This is a genomic window from Chryseobacterium aquifrigidense, assembly GCF_006716485.1.
GTDB lineage: Bacteria > Bacteroidota > Bacteroidia > Flavobacteriales > Weeksellaceae > Chryseobacterium > Chryseobacterium vietnamense.
Genome location: NZ_VFPD01000001.1, coordinates 2,950,551 through 2,968,870, shown reverse-complemented (window position 1 = coordinate 2,968,870; position 18,320 = coordinate 2,950,551). Strand labels below are relative to the sequence as shown.

Here is an 18,320-nt window from a genome sequence, read left to right as displayed (position 1 = left end):
AAAATCTTAAAAAATAAAAGAAATAAATGGGAAAGTTCGTAATATCAAAAAGATTTACAGGAGATTATCAATTTAACCTAAAAGCTATTAATGGTCAAATTATTTTGGTGAGTGAAGGCTATTCCTCTAAAGAAGGTTGTAAAAAAGGAATTGAATCTGTTGTGCTCAATTCTCAAAATGATGATAAATATGAAAGAAGATCTGCAAAAGATGGTAGATATTATTTTAATCTAAAAGCATCTAGTGGAGAAATCATCGGAACCAGCCAGATGTATGAATCTAAAAATGGGATGGAAATAGGAATTGAGTCTGTGAAAATGAACGCTTCATCGGCTATAATTGAAGATTATACACTATGAAAGCAATAAAAAAAGAAACTCCTGAAGCTCTATCTGCTAAAGTAAAAATTCTCATCGATACAAATATCTATTTAGATTTTTATAGAAGTAAAAAAGATTCAATAAAATTACTAAGTGAACTAGCGAAACATTTTGACAAAATTATTTTGACTGATCAAATAATTCAAGAATTTGAAAGAAATAGAGAAGTTGTCATAAATGAAATGAAAAAGGCTTTTGAACTTGATTCAAATATCCTGTACAAACCGAGTGCATTTTTAGAAAACTTACAAGAATTTACAGAATTAGTCAAATCATTAAGTGATTATCATAAAAAAAGAAAATTGGTTATTGGAGCTATGGATATGATACTTGAAGCTCCTGAAAAAGATCCTGTTTATGCATTTTTTACAGATATGGTAAGAGAATGTACAAGATTAAATACTTTATTGTATACAACTGATGAGATATTAAATAAAGCTCATAAAAGAAAGCTTATTGGCAATCCTCCGACATCACCTAATTATTCTATTGGCGATGAGATTAATTGGGAAGTTGTTCTTTCAAATGTTAAAGAAAATATAATTATTATAGGAAGGGATAATACTTATACTAAGAATTTTTCTTATTTAAAAAGAGATTTTCATTCAAGAACTGGACGATTAATATTAAAAAAAACTGATAAGATAACAGATGCATTAACTGAAATTGGTATTTCTACTTCAACCGAATTGAAAGATGTTGAAAAGACGATGATTGCAGAATTAGAAAACTTTAATGATTTTTGGAAGCCAGAATCTTATGAATAATAATATACATCGCTATGTAAGTAATAGAAAATATAAAAATCTCAAAAGAACAATTTGTAAGTGTTTAATCTTAAAGTACGAAATTTTATTTCGTTGACTACATAATTTAAATTATGACAATAAATGAAAAAATGTATTTGGTGTAGCCGAAATGATCATGATGTAAATTTTAATACTCTAGCACACACTTTTCCTCAATCATTAGGAGGAAAAAACATCTGCTTAAATGTATGTGACTCCTGCAACTTTGAGTTTGGGAAAAAACAAAGCTTTCAACCATCTGTGGATTTGGCAGTCAAAGAGATTTTTAATCTTTCAAGATTTTTAATTTCAGATAGTAAAAATATTTCTTCTTACAAAAGGTTCAGCTCAGAATATTTTAAGGTAAATCTGCAACGAAGACAGATTAATATCAAAATGAAGTATAAGCTTCAAAGCAAATTTCAAGAAAATTTTGCTAGAAGTTTCAAGCGGGGTATATATAAAATATTCTTAGAAGAAAGAGAAAGAATCTGTGGAGATTCTCATTCTGAAGAGTTTAATTTTATCAGGGAGTTTTCACGATATAATTTAAATGATGTACCTTTATATTACTTAAAGCCTCGGTATCCTATTTTACTTATTGATCAGGAGCAGTTGGATAATCCTAAACTTCACTTTATGGAGTCAGATCTGGAACTACATAGAAAATACAGATTGTACGAGTTTTATTATGGAGGATATAGCTACCTGCTTCATACTAATGCATTTATGCAGGATCTACATATCAATAAATATAATGCAGAAGTCGTGTTGAAAAATAAAAATAGTATGAATTTATCAACTTTAGTATAAATTCATAGAATGGAAGATTTAGATTTTAGATATAATCTCTTCAATGAGAGATTATAAATTATATAAATCTCAAAAAACGATCGACTATAAATGAAAACTTATCTTAAAAGAAATTATCAATCTGCTAGTTTATTCCCTATAAATCAAAAAATTGTAGGATGGGACTTATTACCAATAGAAGGAAAAGGTTTAGTTGCAAAATTTACCGGAAGCGATAGATATGCGCATATAGAATTAATTATGCAGAAGTCCGATATTGATTATGGATCTGAAGTTTTATGGAACATAAGTGAAAATCAAATTCCTTACAACTTTGGACATAGATCAATTGTAGATGAAACATTAACATTTTTTACAAATTATGTTTCAGGAATAAAAGGAAAAACAACTTTTCTGAAATTTGAAATAACAAATATTGGAATTCATGTTGTGGACACTCGACCAGAGCACTTTGAAGAAGCTACGATGAAAGCTATAGTTAATTGTTTTGACAAAACTATCAATCCGTTTAATGGTGATTTAGCCACAAGAATTTCAAAACAGACTTTGGAATATAGTCGCCAACATAAACTTGGATTTTTAAAAAATGAAATAATAGAATCACTTAAGATTGATAATATTTCAGAAATTTTCGCAAAAATCTTCAGTAGCGAGAATATAGATTTACGAATGCTTAATGGAGCTAATTTTAATGTTTATATGAATGATAGTTTCGAAAAAAGAAAAGTATTGTTAGAGGCATCAGATATAGAAACCTTAAAAAAATTTGATGCCATAAATGATTGGGAAAATATTACGGATATTGGAAAGGCTCATATTGCAAAAATTTTAAAAGACCAATACGATATGAGTTACCATTTCAATATTAAATTTGAAGATTTTAATAAATGAGAAAAATACCTAAAACTGCCTAACAATGGTTTTGCAAAATTGCTGTTGTTTAGTCCAGCCGAGCAAACTCAATTTTAATTTCCTCAACTCCCGCAAAGCCAAAGGACTTTGCTATTGCTATTAAAATCTCAAAAAACGATAAATGGAAATTCAAATATTTACTTTCTGAAAATCTCATCAAAAGATAAATCTAAAACTGAACTATATGATTTATTAGATTTAGAAACAACATATAATCTAAGCAAAGGAGATGTTATTAATCTTAGAAATAAGTCTTATAGTGCAAATTTGGAAGAAGACTTTAAAACCTTTTATTTTGAAATAGTTGGTCGAATGTTTATTTCTGATGATGATAATGAAAATAACGGTGGAGTTATGACATTAGTTATTGAACCTTATTTTGTAAAATAATCTCAAAAAACGATTGATACAAACGAGAGTGAAGAGGCATTTTCTGCAAGAGTAAGTAAAGCAGCCCGCGATGACAATTATATTCCTGAAGGAAATGAGCATTGGATTCTTGGCTCAAAAGCTCGAGATAAAGGATCTATCCATAAAGATATTTGGGAAGGGACAGCTATAGATCTTTCAACGCGAAATAAAATTGCAATTTATCCCGTAGGAGGATGGTGGAAAAATAGAAAGCAACTTGCTCGCTACCCCAATCAAATTCGCTATAGCTTAATCGTAACAATTGAGACATCAGATATAAATGTGGATATTTACACTCCAGTTCTTTTACAAATTCCAATTGAAGTTTAAATCTACTTACTATCGAATTTCCTACTTACAGAATTATTAGCCAATATTCTCCGGAATGGTTAAATGGGCAGAGGTTCGATATATTTATTAAAGAACTAAATATTGCAATAGAATATAATGGTATTTAACATTTTCATCCCATAGATTTTTTTTGGAGGAAAAGAAGGTCTAGCCAAAACGCAGTTTTTCGATAATCAAAAACGTAAAAATCTTTAAAATATGGAGTAAAAATATTTGCTATAGATTATAACCGGGACTTTAATGATAGTTTTTCAAAGCTGATTATTTTACTTAAAGAACTTCAAAACGAAAAATGTATCAATAATTAAATCCTAAAAAAGATTAAATAATAACGTTGGATTACCAGAGAATCAAGTAAGAAGTTTAGAGGTGAAAACCAAAATAACAATTTGGCTATTAGTATATTTATATAAATTTTAGAAGAATAAAGTGCCAAATTTTTCTAAAAGTATAAAAATTAATAAAATTGAATTTTTGCAAAATAGAAAAATGAAATATTCTATAGAAGATTTGAAAGAATTTGCTTTAGCCAAAAATGGAAAATGTTTGTCGAATGTTTTTTTAGGTGTAGAAAAAAAATATGACTGGGAATGTTCAGAAGGTCATATTTGGAAAGCTTCATTTCATAAAATTAAAAATGGTGGAAATTGGTGTCCGACTTGTGCAGTTATTAACTGTGCAAGAAATAGAATTAAATATACTATTGAAGATTTAAAAGACTTCGCAATAAAAAAAGGAGGGTTTTGTAATTCTGAAAAATTCATTAATATCAAATCTAAATATAAATGGGAATGTATAAATGGTCACATTTGGGAAGCAGTAGCCGATAATGTAATTAATAGTAACAAATGGTGTCCATTTTGTGCTGGAAATTATATAGGCAATATTCTACAAATGGATTTAATTGCAAAAGAGAGAAATGGAAAATGTTTATCCTCTATTTATAAAAATTCATCAACTAAATTAGAATGGCAATGTTCCGAAGGTCATAGATGGAAAGCAATGCCAAGTTTAATTAAGCGTGGTGCTTGGTGTCCAAAATGTAGTCAAGGCATTGGCGAAAAAATATGTCGTGAATATTTTGAACAATTGTTTGAAACTGAATTTGAAAAAGCTAGACCAAGTTGGCTAAAAACTGAAAAAGATAACTGGATGGAATTAGATGGTTTTTCAGAAAAACTAAAAATAGCATTTGAACATCAGGGAGAACAACATTATAAGAAAATCAATTTTTTTTATTCGGCAAAGCCTGAAAAATTTCAACAAACTCTAAACCGAGACAAACTCAAGTTAGAGCTTTGCTCTAAAAACAACGTAATTCTTATTCAAGTTCCATCAATTCTAGAAAAACTCGGAGTTGAAAACCTTAAAGCCTTTATTAAGGATGAATGCTTAAAAAATAAAATAATGATTCCTGAAAATTTTGAACAAAAAATTGTAGACTTAAAAGATGTTTATTGTCCAAACAAGCTTAAAGAACTATCAATTATTGCAGAAAGTAAAAAAGGTAAGTTGTTATCAAAACAATATTTAGGGATTTTTGAACCGTTAGAATGGCAATGTGAAAAAGGTCATAAATGGAGAGCTGCTGCAAATAATATAAAAAATAGTAATTCTTGGTGTCCAAATTGTTTAGGTAGAAATCAAACAATAAAAGATATGCAAATTTTAGCAAACAAATTCGAAGGAAAATGTTTATCTGAAAAATATATTAACAATAACACGCATCTTTTATGGCAATGCAAACTTGGACATCAGTTTTCATCAAAGCCATCAAATGTAACAACTGGATATTGGTGTCCAATTTGTGGTAGAAATAAGTCTGGATTGAGCAGAAGAAAATATGATATTGAATTTATGCATAAAATTGCTGAAAGCAAAAATGGTAAATGTATATCAAGTGAATATCTGGGTTACAAAATAAAACTAAATTGGATTTGTGAAAATAATCATCAATGGGAAGCAATTCCAGAAAAGGTAATTAGAAATAATAAATGGTGCAAACAATGTAAAAAATAAAACAGCCTGCAACTGCGCCAAGCTACGATGTTAATAATAGATATAACTGAATCTCAAAAAACGATTAGATAGTACTATCGTAATTTTTAATAAATTGCTGAATGTTTAGTATAGTCTATAAACCTGAAAATTGGAGAATGAGAAATAATATTTGTTCGAAAACTTGTTTTTTTAGTGCTTTTATAATTGTTTTTTCGGGAATCATTTTTTCTTGTTCGACAGCAAGCTTATTACAGAATAAAATTCCGTATAAGACAGATTCTCTATATGTTGAAATTGAGAAGTTAGGTCATGAACTTACTTTAAAGAATAAAGTTCCCGGAGTTGCAGTAGCTGTGATCCGGGATGGAAAGGTCGCCTGGTTACAATCGATTGGTTATGCGGATCTTGCAAGCAAAAAACCTGTAACTTCTGAAACGATCTTTAATATTGGCTCTATCTCCAAGCTGATCTCTGCCTGGGGCTTTATGCAACTTAGTGAAAAAGATCTTGTCAAGCTGGATGATCCAATTGATCAATATCTAACCCGATGGCATCTGCCGGAATCTGAATTTGACAGATCAAAAGTAACACTGAGACGGATCTTGAGCCATACTGCAGGACTTTCTGTACACGGCTACGGCGGATCGGACCAAGGAATACCACTGCTAAGTCTGGAAGAATCACTGAACGGAAAAACCAAACGGAATGGTGAAACCGTACATCTTATCAGTGAGCCAGGAATTAAATGGGACTATTCCGGGGGAGGCTATACTCTTGCACAACTGCTTCTGGAAGAGAAAACAAACCAAAGTTTTGCCACATATATGAAAAATAATATCTTCATGCCGCTTGGAATGAAGCATACCAATTATGAATGGACAGTAGAAATGATGGCTACTTCAGCAACGGCATATGACGAGAATGGTAATCCTATAAAAAACCGGATCTTCACTGAAAAAGCAGCGGCAGGACTTCAGACCACAGTTAAAGATCTGGCACATTTTGCAGAATTGTCTATCAAACCTAATTATCATCAATTGAATAAAGTCTTGAAGCCAAGCACCATCAAGTTAATGGAGACACCTGTTCTTCCAAGCTCCAATGAAGGCGAAAGCGGCCTGGGCTATCGGTTTATGAATTATGAAGGTTTTAGAACCATTGGACATACGGGTGAAAATGCAGGCTGGAGTGCGGCTATGTTTTTGGATCTCCCAACTAAAAACGGTATTATTATTCTATGCAACGGGTCAAATGGTGATCGAGTTTGGTTTCCAATTTATCAAAGTTGGCTGAAAACTATTAAGTAGAAATAAATATTCCAAGTAATTTCTGATTATCTATTAATAGATATGTTTACTGAAGAAATATTAAATTCCTTTCATGAGGGTTATTAGTACCATAACAAAAAATTAAACAATAAAAGCTCAAAAAACGATTGCTTTTGAGTTTCGGAATAAAGTTTGCAAAAATTATATCCAGTGATAAGGTTTGCCCTTTCTATTTAGATAGCAATGCATTTCTTCTTTTTTAAGTTCAGGGAAAAATTTCAGGGCTTTTTCGATAGCATAATTGGGCAGAAAGTAAATTTCGTCGCGGATAGCAGTGATTACTTTTTCATACCCGTAAAAATGGATGATCTCATCAATCTCCTGTTGACCTCCACGTTCTACAATTCGGGCAATAATGGTCTTATAGGCTTGCATAAAGTCCATTGCATCAATGTCAAAATCCCAGAAAAAAACACGGTCGAGATTTGGAATTTTATTTATTTTTGCTCTTGATTCCATACTATAAATATACGATTTTTCAGCTTTACATTATGTATTTCAGCGTCTAAATCCTCTGCTTTTTTTAGGAGATTCTTGCCTTTCTCCGAATTTTAGCAATGGATCATTGACCGCTTTTTTTAATCGCTCACTCATCGTATCCATATCAACTTTCTTTCCTTTCAGTATATTCACTTTTGCATCCATGTCTATGTTGTCATGGTACAATAAAGCGTATGAAGCCATTACAGGGTTGCCATTGTATTTGTTTTGATAAGATTCCAGATAAATCTTAAGCGGATTGTGTTCCAAGAGAAAATGCATATCGATGAAATCTTTTATCCGTGTACCATTTTGAAAAATAGCATGAAGTTTCATCGCTCCTATATCCTCTAGTGATACTAACCTTACACCTTCCTTTGTCTCAAAAGCTTTTTGTAATGGATATTGATGTGCTAGAATATCGACCTTGACCTCACCTATATCAAGCAGGATTGTATTGCTAAATATATCCCTTACCTTCACCGTAGGATGTTTGCCTGTCAAATGTTTTAGCAGGGCTTGCTCATCAAACTCTTTAGTGGAGAACAGGTCTATATCGATGCTCAATCTATGACCGATTTGAAGGCTCAAAGAAGTTCCTCCAACGAGATTAAAATCTTTTAGTATTTCATCTTTCATCAACCTTTGGAGAAGTTCCCACATTTCCTTACTGACAGTTTCCTTATGGAGCATAATTTCATTTTTCAGAAAATTAATCCTGAAAATGAGGTATGTCTGTACAATGGCAGTGCGAGGAACTATTTGGCTTCGATTGTCAATGAAAGTCAAAATTAGAAGCCTTTTATTGATGCAGATATTAAGGATTGAGCTTAAAAATTTTTCTGTTGTAGCCAAGTAAGTATATACCTATTTTTAGAAACTCACCTTTTAGGAGGAAACCTTAAAGTAGGTTTGTGCTTTTTAAACCATTAATCAAAATTAAGGGTACTTTGTGAAAAGTAATTTATTTTAAATTTTGTTTTAAGAACAAATCTATTGTTTATTAAAAATGCGTGCGATTTTACAACTACACGGAGAAGTTAGGAGCTCATTCGCAACTTTGAAAGTCCTTACGTCCTAACAAAGTTGCTGCTTCGCTCTGTGAGACTTTTGAATCGGTAAGAAATTTTGATTAGATATTATGAGTGTAAGCATATATTAATAATGTTTCTTTATCTTTAAGTACTATTTATTGTACGACTAATTTTATGCTTTTTTATTAATACCATAGATCCATTCGATGGTATTAACTTAAATCATATAGAACAATAACATTAAGTTTAATGTTGTTGTCTTTGTTTTCAAATATAAATGTATGTACAAGTCTATATTCATTATAAATTATAAATACATTTTCCTTTTTTCTTTTTTCTTCAACTGTGTAGTCAACAAAACTTATTATTAATGCGACATAGTTTGACGCCATGCTAATATAGCTTTGTACCATGATCCAATTTTATTTATGCAATACTATATATGTTAAGAAAAATTCATGAAAATATGGGTTTTTTACGGAGTACGTATATTAAGTATTAGCTATATTTTTACACGTCAATTACACAATCAATGAGAAAAATTTATCAGTGTGCATTTATGTTATGCACAATCCTGGGAATATCTGCTCAGGAAGTGGTGTGGCAGAAGGATATAAAATCCTCCACCCAGAATTTTTTAAGCCAGGTTACTACAACCATCGATCAGCAGTATGTGATCACGGGAAGCTCAATTCAGAGCGACAAACTTCTGCAAGCAAATAAGCAAAACAACGGTTATGATTTTCACTTAGTAAAACTAAACCAGCAGGGAGAAGAAGTGTGGGAAAAATATTTTTCCGGGCGGAATCATGATTATCTGTCAGCAACCGTTACTACACAGGATGGTGGAAGTTTGTTAGCAGGTACTTCGTATTCGGGGAAAGGTTTGGATAAGAAAGACGATTCCAAAGGCGGTTCAGATATCTGGCTGATCCGGATCAATGAATTCGGTGATGAATTATGGCAGAAAACGTTAGGAAGCTCTTCCGATGAAGAAGCCAGAGCGGTTATCCAGGCTACTGATTTAGGATTCTTTGTGGTCGGAAACGTACAGAACTCACCCAAAGGATACGGTTCAAAAGATGTTTTAATTACCCGATTAGACAAAAACGGAAAAGAACTCTCCCAATTAATTTTAGGCGGAAAAGGTTTAGATGAATTGGAAAAGATGATTCCAACGAGAGATGGAGGAGCATTACTGGGGATTTATTCAAGGAGTTCTGAAGTAAAGGCGGGAAGCGGGAAGCTGGAGGCTGGAAGCAGTTTGAAGATCGACTCTTATTCCAAGGCTAGTAACAATTACGGTGAAGGAGATTACTGGATCGTAAAACTCGATAAAAACGGAAAAGTAGAATGGGAAAAGAACTTCGGAGGTAAAGGAGATGATCATTTGAGAACCCTGGCACTAACCTCTACGGGTTTTATCATTGGTGGAGAATCCAGATCAGAAAGATCGGGAAATAAAACCGTTGGATTGGAAGAAGGAACAGACCTTTGGCTGATTGCTCTCAATGAAAGAGGTGAAGAGCAGTGGCAGAAATCCTATAATTTCAAGAACAGAGATATTTTGATGGGAATGAGTGTGGTAAGTGGGAGGCTGGAAGATGGAAGCGATAAGTCTAAAGGCATTCTGTTGGGGGGGTACACCCAGGCTGAAGGAAGAATCCAAACCGATGATGAAACCTTCTGGATGCTCTACCTTGATCAGAATGGAAATGAGCAGTGGAGAAAACATGTAAAAGGAGAATCCAGACAAAAAGAAGAAAGACTTTCAGATCTGAAACTCAACAGAGACGGTTCAATTATTCTGGCCGGAACTAGCGCAGAAGAACTGGGTAAAGAAAACTGGAAAATTGTAAAACTGGGCGATAAACAGGTAGACCAGTTAATCGAAAAATACGATATCAAAATCTATCCGAATCCTGTGTCTGATTATGCTTACGTGGAAATCGGATTTGACTTCAAAGATGCTGATATTCTGTTGTACGATATGAGCGGAAGACAACTTCAAAGTATAAAAACCAAAAACAGAGTCACGAAGATCAATACCCAAGCTTTGGTGCAGGGAGCCTATCTGGTGACGATAAAAACTGATACCAATAAAACGGCGAATGCCAAATTAATTAAGAAATAAAAACACAATGAAAAAAAATATAACCAGTTTGTTTTTTTGCTTGTCCCTTGGAACAGCATTAGCACAAACTACAGGAAGCAAATCATCCACCCTTCCGAATATCATCCCACCATCAGCGGAGTCCTATAAACTGGGCTCCTTTGGAAACCTTCCGGTAAGTTTGTTTACAGGAAATGCTAATGTAGATATTCCTGTAACGTCCTTTGCGGCCGGAAATATTACTATTCCCATCAGACTTAATTATTTTTCCAATGGAATCAAAGTAGATGATATGAACGGTTCTACTGGACTCGGTTGGACTATGGTTTCAGGAGGAGTGATTACACGAGTCATCCGTGATCTTCCGGATGAAAACAATCTATCTAATGTTTCTATTCCGACCAATTTTGATGATATAGGGCCTAATAATCCTATTGCCATGCAATTTTTTCAGGATGCTTCCAATGATAATGTAGATACAGAGCAGGATTTATATATGGCTAACTTTGGTGGAATGCAAATCAAATTTGTGTTTGACAAGAAAGGAATTCCTGTTATTTATTCTCAAAAAGATGTCATTATTGAAGGGGTGAGCGGTGGAGATTCATTTACCATAACTGTTGATAATGGAACCAAATACTATTTTACAGATAAAGAATCCACTTCCAACCGTACTGCTGGTGCAGGACATTCTTTGATCAGTATTTCTACCACAGCCTGGTATCTGACAAAGATTGAAGATATCTCTACCGGAGAAACTGTATTTATTGAAAATGTGGATGGCGGATATACAGCCACCATGAGCCAGTCACAGACTTTATCCTATACGAGCCCTAATGGAGGACCTATGTTGTCTTCCTGCGGAAACCCTGCATTTATCAGATACCCGCAGGTCAGCGAACTGATAAGCCACAACCAGACGGTCAATGGTAAGCAGATTAAAAGAATATACAGTAATAACCCTTCCTATGGCGAAATTATATTTGATTACTTCCAGTCTGGAGGAAGTGCGGATTACAAGCGATTGCAAAAAGTCACCAAAAAGATCAATAATAGTATTATCAATGATGTTACCTTAAATTATACCTTAACCTCTAATAACCGATTGTTTCTGAATTCTGTTTCTGATAGTGTGGCAGGCAGTGTATACAGTTTTCAATATAACCAGCCTGACCAATTCCCACCCAGACTTTCATTCGGCAGGGATGACTGGGGGTATTTCAATGGCGCTACAAATAATACCAATCTGATCCCTTCAATTATAGAAATCATAAATTGGAGCGGCTACCAATCTTCTATGAGAAGTGTTAATCCTTCTAAAACATCTATCGGAATACTGCAAAAGATTACGTATCCGACTAAAGGATATTCAGAATTTTTCTACGAAAATAATACATCCGTAGAAAAGAATGTTGTGCTTATTCCTGAAAAGAAAACGGGTGTTCAGATTGGAGCAGAGAAAGGAAGCAGCGGTCCGCAGGTAACTAATTCAACTACGTTTATACCCGTTAAAAATGAGGAGATCACCATAGGTGGAGGAGCATGGTTCAATAGTGATGCTTGTGATTCCCAATGGGAGGTTGCCGGTAAACACCGAGCTGTTGCTAATCTTAAACGTGCCAATGGAGAAAGTGTTACGCTATATCAAAAAACATCCAGTGGCATGATGACAAGCCCAACCACTTCCCTTACATTTCCCTCCCCCTATGCCTATTATGCAATGGTTTCCAAAAACGAAGTACTCACTCTAAATCTTACAACACTTTTTCTCTGCGTACAGGCAGAGGCAGCAGCAAGCTATACTGAAGCGCTTGAAGTAAGAGGAGACAGAGAGGTACCTATTGGTGGGTTAAGGATTGCTAAAATTGTGGACACTACCGAAAACGGAGTGGCTTCGACCAGAAATTTTGTTTACCATGATCTGGGTGAACAGAATACAGAAGCTACTGTATTAAGAGAGCCTCAATTTGAAGAACAGCTGTACTATACAAGGACATGTAGTACCACTCCTAATCCGGGGAATAATGGCGGAGGCTTTCCCACTGGAGTAGAGAGGTTCCCATACTATACCATCACTTCAACCAATATCAATCAGCTCTTTGCGACCCATCCCAATGTATTTTATAAAACGGTACAGGAAATTGTAGAGGGAAAATCAAATATCATCCATTATTATTCAACAGAGTCGGATGATTTTGGTAAAGTGATCTATGGAAACAATATCAGAAACTCTGTGCTGACCAATTTTGGATGGAATAACGGAAAAGAGAAACTGACAAAATATTTGGACAGCGGAAATAATCTGGTTCGTACAGTTGAAATGAACTATGAAGAGGATGACAGCCGCAAATATCAGGTAGATGGTTTTTCGATCAGAAAAAATTATGATAATCCGGTTTCGCAAAATGTAACAAGAACCTGCACAGCAGAGGATGTTGTAAGAACTATGGATTACACCTATTGTAGTGCCAGCCATTCACATCACTATACAGCATTTGACGGATATAAAAACTGCATTAATCCCGGAGCTAATAACCAAACTGCCACTTATAAAGATATTTGTTTCGGGCAAGGTATAGGAACAGTAATGACTTATGCTGATCAACTGGATAATCTTGACATTATGCAGTATAAGAATATTTCCCGTTTTGAGTACCTGAAATCTCAGAAAGCGATAGATTACCTGAACGGGACTGCCATGAAAACGGAAACCCAGTATTTCTACGCCCATCCCAAACATCATCAACTGACCAGTGAGAAAACGATTTTCCCTGATCTGACTTCTGCGGGCAAAACATATCAGTACGCCCATGAGAAAAACAACCAGCTGATGATTGGTAAAAACATGGTGGGTATTCCATTGGAAACCCAGACACAGCAGACGGCAAACAGCATCACCAAAGTGACTTCCAGGGAAGAAACTATTTATCCAACGGCTCTGCCTCACGCAGTTACCGGAAACTTAATGCTTCCTCTGTCTGAATATTCGTATGATACTTTAAACCCTACTGTTTCCTCTAAGGATGTCACGTATGAAAAATATGATGAAAAAGGAAATATTCTTCAATACAGGGAGAAAGACGGTACTCCGGTAAGTATAGTTTGGGGATATAACAAAACCAGACCGATTGCAAAAATTGTAGGTGCACTATATAGCCAGGTAGAAGGGATGATCAGTACTATTGTAACCAAATCCAATGAAGATGCTGTTGATCCCACCAAAGAAGCTGAACTCTTATTGGCTCTGGATGCTTTTCAGCCCGTTGGAATGACGACCAAATATACCTATAATCCTTTGGTAGGGGTAACGACCATAACACCCCCATCAGGAAAAAGAGAACTTTATGTTTATGATACTGCTAATCGATTGAAACAGGTTCAGGTAAGGGAAAGAGACAACGCTGGAACGTACAGCTATAAGGTCGTTAAAGAATTCAAGTATAACTATAAGCAGTAAACACAAATGAAAAAAATAAAATTTTTAGGTCTGCTGTTTACAGCGATGATGACCTATGCACAAAGCACAACCGAAAATTACATCCAATCTAAAACCTGCCTGAGTGGTGATTGCAGTAAGAAAACTGAAACTATTACCTATTTTGACGGCTTGGGACGACCTAAGCAGATTGTTAGTGTAAAAGCTACCACTACCGGAAAGGATCTGGTGACTCCTATTACGTATGATGGGTTTGGAAGACAGGTTAAAGATATTCTTCCTGTTCCTGCCAATACTCTCAATTCTGCCATTCATACCGGGATTATGAATGAAACTGTGGCTAATTCTTATTACGGTGTCACCAATGCGTATACAGAAAAAGAGATTGAAAATTCTCCATTGGACAGGGTAAAACAAGTAGCTCAGCCGGGTGAACCATGGAAAATGGCATCCGGACATACCCAAAAGCTTAAATATGAAGTAAATCAAGGCTCAGAAGTAAAGAAATTTATCACCAATACAGTAACTACAACGGTAGGAACAGATAAAAAAACTGTTTCCTCTGTATACATAGTTCCAGGCAGTGAATTTTATGGTGCTGGAACATTATATAAAAATTCGGTAACCGATGAAGATGGAACTCCGGTTATCCAGTTTCAGAACGGACGTGGTGAAACGGTGCTGGTACGTCGGACGGACGGAACACAAAACGTTGATACCTATTATGTCTATAATGAATACGGACAAAAAGCATTTGTAATTCCCCCTCTGGCGGTAAAAAAAATTGAGCAAAACAGCAATGTTGTTACCACAGATATTGTAAACACTTTATGTTACCAGTACCGATATGATGGATTGGACAGGCAGGTTGAAAAAAGACTGCCTGGAAGAGACGATTGGGAATCTGTGGTGTACGATGCTGCCGACCGCCCGGTGCTTACCCAGGATGTGAACCTGAAGAATAAAGGGCTGTGGCTGCTGACCAAGTATGATGCATTTGGTCGCGTTGCCTATACCGGACTTATTACAGGTGGAGAAAGAGCTTCAATGCAAAGTCCACTTGCTTCTCAGGTGGTCAGTGAAAGCCAGACAGCCAATGGGTTTGATAAAAATGGCTTCATTGTATATTACACCAATAATTTTCTGTCCGGCTTTACGACGCTTTTAACGGTTAATTACTATGACTCTTACCCAAGGGATACTAAAGAGTTTCCACCTGCAAAAATCCTTGATCAATATGTAGTGAACGAAGACAGGGCTCTGAACGGAGGTGCCAATACCCAAGGTTTGTCAACAGCAGCTTATGTAAAAAACATTGAAGATGATAACTGGACGAAAACCTATTTCTACTACAACACTAAAGGGGAAAAAGTAAGTGAAAAAAGCTGGAATCATTTAGGGGGGTATACTAAAAAGGAATTTAAACTTGATTTTTCCGGCGCGGTAGATGAAAGCTATACTTATCACAAAAAAGGAAGTGCAGATGCGGAGGTGTTTATCAAAGAAAGATTTGTATATGATGACCAGAAAAGACTGCTGAAGCTCTATCATAAGGTGAACAGTCTAACAGAAGAACTATTAGTAGAAAACACATACAATGATCTGGGACAGCTTACCAATAAAAAAACAGGAAATACTACAGGTACTCCTTTACAGTCTATAGACCAGACTTACAATATCCGAGGTTGGCTATCGAAAGTGAATGATCCGACTAACCTAAATGGAAAACTTTTTGCCTATGAGCTTAAATACCATAATCCTGTTTATTCGGAGGTTTCTACCGGAAAATACAATGGGAATATTGCAGAAATAGACTGGCAGGCTGCTGATGGTGGGATGCTTAGAAGATATAATTATCAGTACGATGGATTGGACAGGCTCAAAAATGGAATTTATTCTGAACCCAATGCAGCCCTTCCAAAGAATAACTATTTTAATGAAAGTCTTACCTATGATGTAAATGGTAATATCCAAAGTCTGAAAAGAAATAGATTGTTGCAAAATTTTGGAGCAGAGCAGATTGACGATCTCACCTATACTTATACCGGAAACAGGGTGAATACGGTAAGTGATGCTACAAGTAACTATGCCGGCTATCCGGCTTCTGTATCAACCGCAATTCCTTATGATGGCAACGGAAATATGATTACCCATGAGGATAGAGGGATGCTCCAGATAGACTATAATTATCTTAATCTTCCCAACTATATAAAATTTAATAAATTATATAATACACATGATTTTGAGACCTACAATGTCAATACAAAATACCTGTATAATGCTGCCGGAGCCAAACTGAGAAAAGTCTATACCTATGGAACAGGAAGAGGACAGACGGAAGCCGTCAGCAAAACTGATTATCTGGATGGATTTCAATATACTGATGACATATTAAGCTTTGTTCCTACTGCAGAAGGCTATTATGACTTTGTTAAAAATCTGTATATTTACAACTATACTGATCAGGTAGGAAACATCAGACTGGCGTATTATAAAGATGCTTCCGGAAGCCTGAAAATAGACAGGACCAATCATTACTATCCTTTCGGGCTTGAGTTTGGGGGAGATCTAAATATTAATGGTACAGTAACCCCAAGCTATAGATACTCTACACAAGGACAGGAAAATCAGATTGACACTAAATGGAGTTCTTACAGATGGAGGAACTATGATGCCGGAATGGCGAGGTTCTTTAATGCTGATCCATTAAGTGAACAGTACGACTATCAATCACATTATAATTTCTCAGAAAACAGAGTTGTTGATGCAAGGGAACTGGAAGGCTTGGAGGCTAAAAAGGTTAATGAGGTTAGTCTTCCAAGTGATCCTGTAGAATTTGCGGAGATGATTGGCGGAGGTATTAATAGTCTAAGGGCTGCTGTTTCCAATAATGTGGTGAGAACAGCAAACTTTTTCTCGAATGATGCTGTAAGGAATAAATATGTAGTTGATGGAGATGGTGGACTGACTTTGCTTACAGGGGTTCCTAAGGAATCCTTCAAAGAAAAAGTGGCAAATGGAGCCCTTGATTGGGGTACTATTGCCCTATCCATTGGAGGTGGGCCTGAAGGAATGTTGACAGTACAAGGAGGAAAAGTTCCTGCTTTAAGAGCTTTCGAATCAGTTAAAGCAATTCAAAAGAATGAAGCAAGAGCAGCAAGACTTAATAAGATTGGAAGAGAAGGTAAGGATTTCACAAAGGCAGGTAAACAAGTCGTTATCAAAAAGTCTGAATTAAAGTATGGAAAAGTAAAATGTGAAATGTGTGGTATTGAAACTACACCAGCAAAGCAGTCTAAAAAAGGTGTAGTTCCTGAGAAGACTGAAACTCAGGTAGATCATATAAAAAGAAAAAGAGAAGGAGGAAGAGGAAACCCAGATAATGGACAGGTATTGTGTAGAGGTTGTAATTTAGATAAACATTAAAAATTAGTAAAATGGAAAATAAAGTAACAGTTGTGTACTACGATGTTAATCAAGAGATAGCTGAAGAAAAGCTGTGGGTCGAAAAGAAAAGTGATTTGGAATATCAAATAAAAAACATACCCTTTTTTGCACCGAATTTAGCATATGATGATATTATCTCGGTTGAGAATGATGAAGGAGAGTTATATTTTGAGGATCTAATTCAAGCTTCAGAACATAGTACTATACAGATTGTATTTTTTAATGAGGAAAAAATAAAAAATGTAACAAAGGCTATTGAAGAAATGGGTTGTTCATGGGAAGGAATAGATGAACAGAAAATCATTGCAGTAGATATTCCATCATCTATTGATTATGCCGGTATAAAGTCTTTTTTTGAGAAAATGCTTGCTGAAAATACTCTTGATTATAAAGAAGCATGTCTTTCTGAAACGCATTTAAGTACACTCTAATGAATCAACAAGAGATTGAAAGTGTTATTGCTTTAGAGCCGAAAGAGAGGTATAAGTACTTTATAAAAAAAGTAGCTGATTCTGAGATTTTTTATACTCTCACAGACGATACTGGAGATTACGTAGTATCAAAAATTGATGACGAAGAATTATTTCCTTTATGGAGTGCGAAGGAATATACAGAACTTTGTAAGGTTAATGGATGGGAAAATTGTCAAGTTAAAAAGCTGGACTTGGATGATCTTGAAGATGAAATTATTGATTTTATTGCTGATCATGGTTATTTAATTAATGTCTTTCCAGTTTTTGATAAAACTGGATTCGTGGTTGATCTAACAGAGTTCTCTAAGGATTTGAGTGAGGAGTTGAAGAATTATGGATAAGTAAGATATTAA

At 34.9% G+C, this 18,320-nt stretch carries 14 protein-coding genes; 12 read left to right on the top strand and 2 right to left on the bottom strand.

Annotation, left to right across the window (positions count from 1 at the left end):
* The first annotated feature begins 26 nt into the window (after positions 1-26).
* From FB551_RS13310 to FB551_RS13280, 7 genes are all read left to right on the top strand, one after another.
* Positions 27-359: a YegP family protein gene (locus FB551_RS13310; RefSeq protein WP_142017838.1), complete on the top strand. Its 333-nt coding sequence runs from the start codon at positions 27-29 to the stop codon at positions 357-359.
* The gene (locus FB551_RS13305; RefSeq protein ID WP_142017837.1) at positions 356-1,147 is read left to right on the top strand and encodes a PIN domain-containing protein; all 792 of its coding nucleotides are present in this window, start codon (positions 356-358) and stop codon (positions 1,145-1,147) included. Before FB551_RS13310 ends, FB551_RS13305 begins: the two co-directional genes overlap by 4 nt.
* Before the next feature lie 123 nt (positions 1,148-1,270).
* A complete protein-coding gene (locus tag FB551_RS13300) occupies positions 1,271-1,981 on the top strand; it encodes an HNH endonuclease (RefSeq protein ID WP_142017836.1) in 711 nt (236 codons plus the stop codon).
* Positions 1,982-2,071: 90 nt separating this feature from the next.
* Positions 2,072-2,872 (top strand): hypothetical protein, encoded by an 801-nt coding sequence (locus FB551_RS13295; protein ID WP_142017835.1) that lies wholly within the window; start codon positions 2,072-2,074, stop codon positions 2,870-2,872.
* Positions 2,873-2,980: 108 nt separating this feature from the next.
* A complete protein-coding gene (locus FB551_RS13290; RefSeq protein ID WP_226798690.1) occupies positions 2,981-3,283 on the top strand; it encodes a hypothetical protein in 303 nt (100 codons plus the stop codon).
* Between the two features lie 861 nt (positions 3,284-4,144).
* Positions 4,145-5,674: a zinc-ribbon domain-containing protein gene (locus FB551_RS13285; RefSeq protein WP_142017833.1), complete on the top strand. Its 1,530-nt coding sequence runs from the start codon at positions 4,145-4,147 to the stop codon at positions 5,672-5,674.
* Positions 5,675-5,811: 137 nt separating this feature from the next.
* Positions 5,812-6,963, top strand: coding sequence for a serine hydrolase domain-containing protein (locus FB551_RS13280; protein WP_167497853.1), 1,152 nt, complete (start codon positions 5,812-5,814; stop codon positions 6,961-6,963).
* Between the two features lie 162 nt (positions 6,964-7,125).
* Here the strand turns inward: FB551_RS13280 and FB551_RS13275 are convergent, their stop codons facing one another.
* Together FB551_RS13275 and FB551_RS13270 are read right to left on the bottom strand one after the other, a co-directional pair.
* Positions 7,126-7,443 (bottom strand): DUF6922 domain-containing protein, encoded by a 318-nt coding sequence (locus FB551_RS13275; protein WP_142017831.1) that lies wholly within the window; start codon positions 7,441-7,443, stop codon positions 7,126-7,128.
* Positions 7,444-7,482: 39 nt separating this feature from the next.
* Positions 7,483-8,319, bottom strand: a complete 837-nt coding sequence (locus FB551_RS13270; protein ID WP_226798689.1) for a nucleotidyl transferase AbiEii/AbiGii toxin family protein — start codon at positions 8,317-8,319, stop codon at positions 7,483-7,485.
* 711 nt (positions 8,320-9,030) lie between these two features.
* Between FB551_RS13270 and FB551_RS13265 the strand changes: the two genes are divergently transcribed.
* From FB551_RS13265 to FB551_RS13245, 5 genes are read left to right on the top strand one after another with little or no spacing between them, the layout of a single operon-like run.
* Entirely contained in the window at positions 9,031-10,632 is a 1,602-nt protein-coding gene (locus FB551_RS13265) for a T9SS type A sorting domain-containing protein (RefSeq protein WP_142017830.1), read from the top strand.
* A 7-nt stretch (positions 10,633-10,639) separates the two neighbouring features.
* Positions 10,640-14,068, top strand: a complete 3,429-nt coding sequence (locus FB551_RS13260) for a hypothetical protein (RefSeq protein WP_142017829.1) — start codon at positions 10,640-10,642, stop codon at positions 14,066-14,068.
* A gap of 6 nt (positions 14,069-14,074) precedes the next feature.
* Positions 14,075-17,473, top strand: a complete 3,399-nt coding sequence (locus tag FB551_RS13255) for a DUF6443 domain-containing protein (RefSeq protein ID WP_142017828.1) — start codon at positions 14,075-14,077, stop codon at positions 17,471-17,473.
* Positions 17,474-17,484: 11 nt separating this feature from the next.
* A complete protein-coding gene (locus FB551_RS13250) occupies positions 17,485-17,925 on the top strand; it encodes a DUF4265 domain-containing protein (protein ID WP_142017827.1) in 441 nt (146 codons plus the stop codon).
* Positions 17,925-18,308, top strand: coding sequence for a DUF2750 domain-containing protein (locus FB551_RS13245; RefSeq protein ID WP_142017826.1), 384 nt, complete (start codon positions 17,925-17,927; stop codon positions 18,306-18,308). Before FB551_RS13250 ends, FB551_RS13245 begins: the two co-directional genes overlap by 1 nt.
* Positions 18,309-18,320 lie beyond the last annotated feature (12 nt).

Bases quoted from the DNA above. Each gene is read 5' to 3' on its own strand.
- FB551_RS13310 (WP_142017838.1), top strand. From the start codon at position 27: ATGGGAAAGTTCGTAATATCAAAAAGATTTACAGGAGATTATCAATTT.
- FB551_RS13305 (WP_142017837.1), top strand. From the start codon at position 356: ATGAAAGCAATAAAAAAAGAAACTCCTGAAGCTCTATCTGCTAAAGTA.
- FB551_RS13300 (WP_142017836.1), top strand. From the start codon at position 1,271: ATGAAAAAATGTATTTGGTGTAGCCGAAATGATCATGATGTAAATTTT.
- FB551_RS13295 (WP_142017835.1), top strand. From the start codon at position 2,072: ATGAAAACTTATCTTAAAAGAAATTATCAATCTGCTAGTTTATTCCCT.
- FB551_RS13285 (WP_142017833.1), top strand. From the start codon at position 4,145: ATGAAATATTCTATAGAAGATTTGAAAGAATTTGCTTTAGCCAAAAAT.
- FB551_RS13280 (WP_167497853.1), top strand. From the start codon at position 5,812: ATGAGAAATAATATTTGTTCGAAAACTTGTTTTTTTAGTGCTTTTATA.
- FB551_RS13275 (WP_142017831.1), bottom strand. From the start codon at position 7,443: ATGGAATCAAGAGCAAAAATAAATAAAATTCCAAATCTCGACCGTGTT.
- FB551_RS13265 (WP_142017830.1), top strand. From the start codon at position 9,031: ATGAGAAAAATTTATCAGTGTGCATTTATGTTATGCACAATCCTGGGA.
- FB551_RS13260 (WP_142017829.1), top strand. From the start codon at position 10,640: ATGAAAAAAAATATAACCAGTTTGTTTTTTTGCTTGTCCCTTGGAACA.
- FB551_RS13255 (WP_142017828.1), top strand. From the start codon at position 14,075: ATGAAAAAAATAAAATTTTTAGGTCTGCTGTTTACAGCGATGATGACC.
- FB551_RS13250 (WP_142017827.1), top strand. From the start codon at position 17,485: ATGGAAAATAAAGTAACAGTTGTGTACTACGATGTTAATCAAGAGATA.
- FB551_RS13245 (WP_142017826.1), top strand. From the start codon at position 17,925: ATGAATCAACAAGAGATTGAAAGTGTTATTGCTTTAGAGCCGAAAGAG.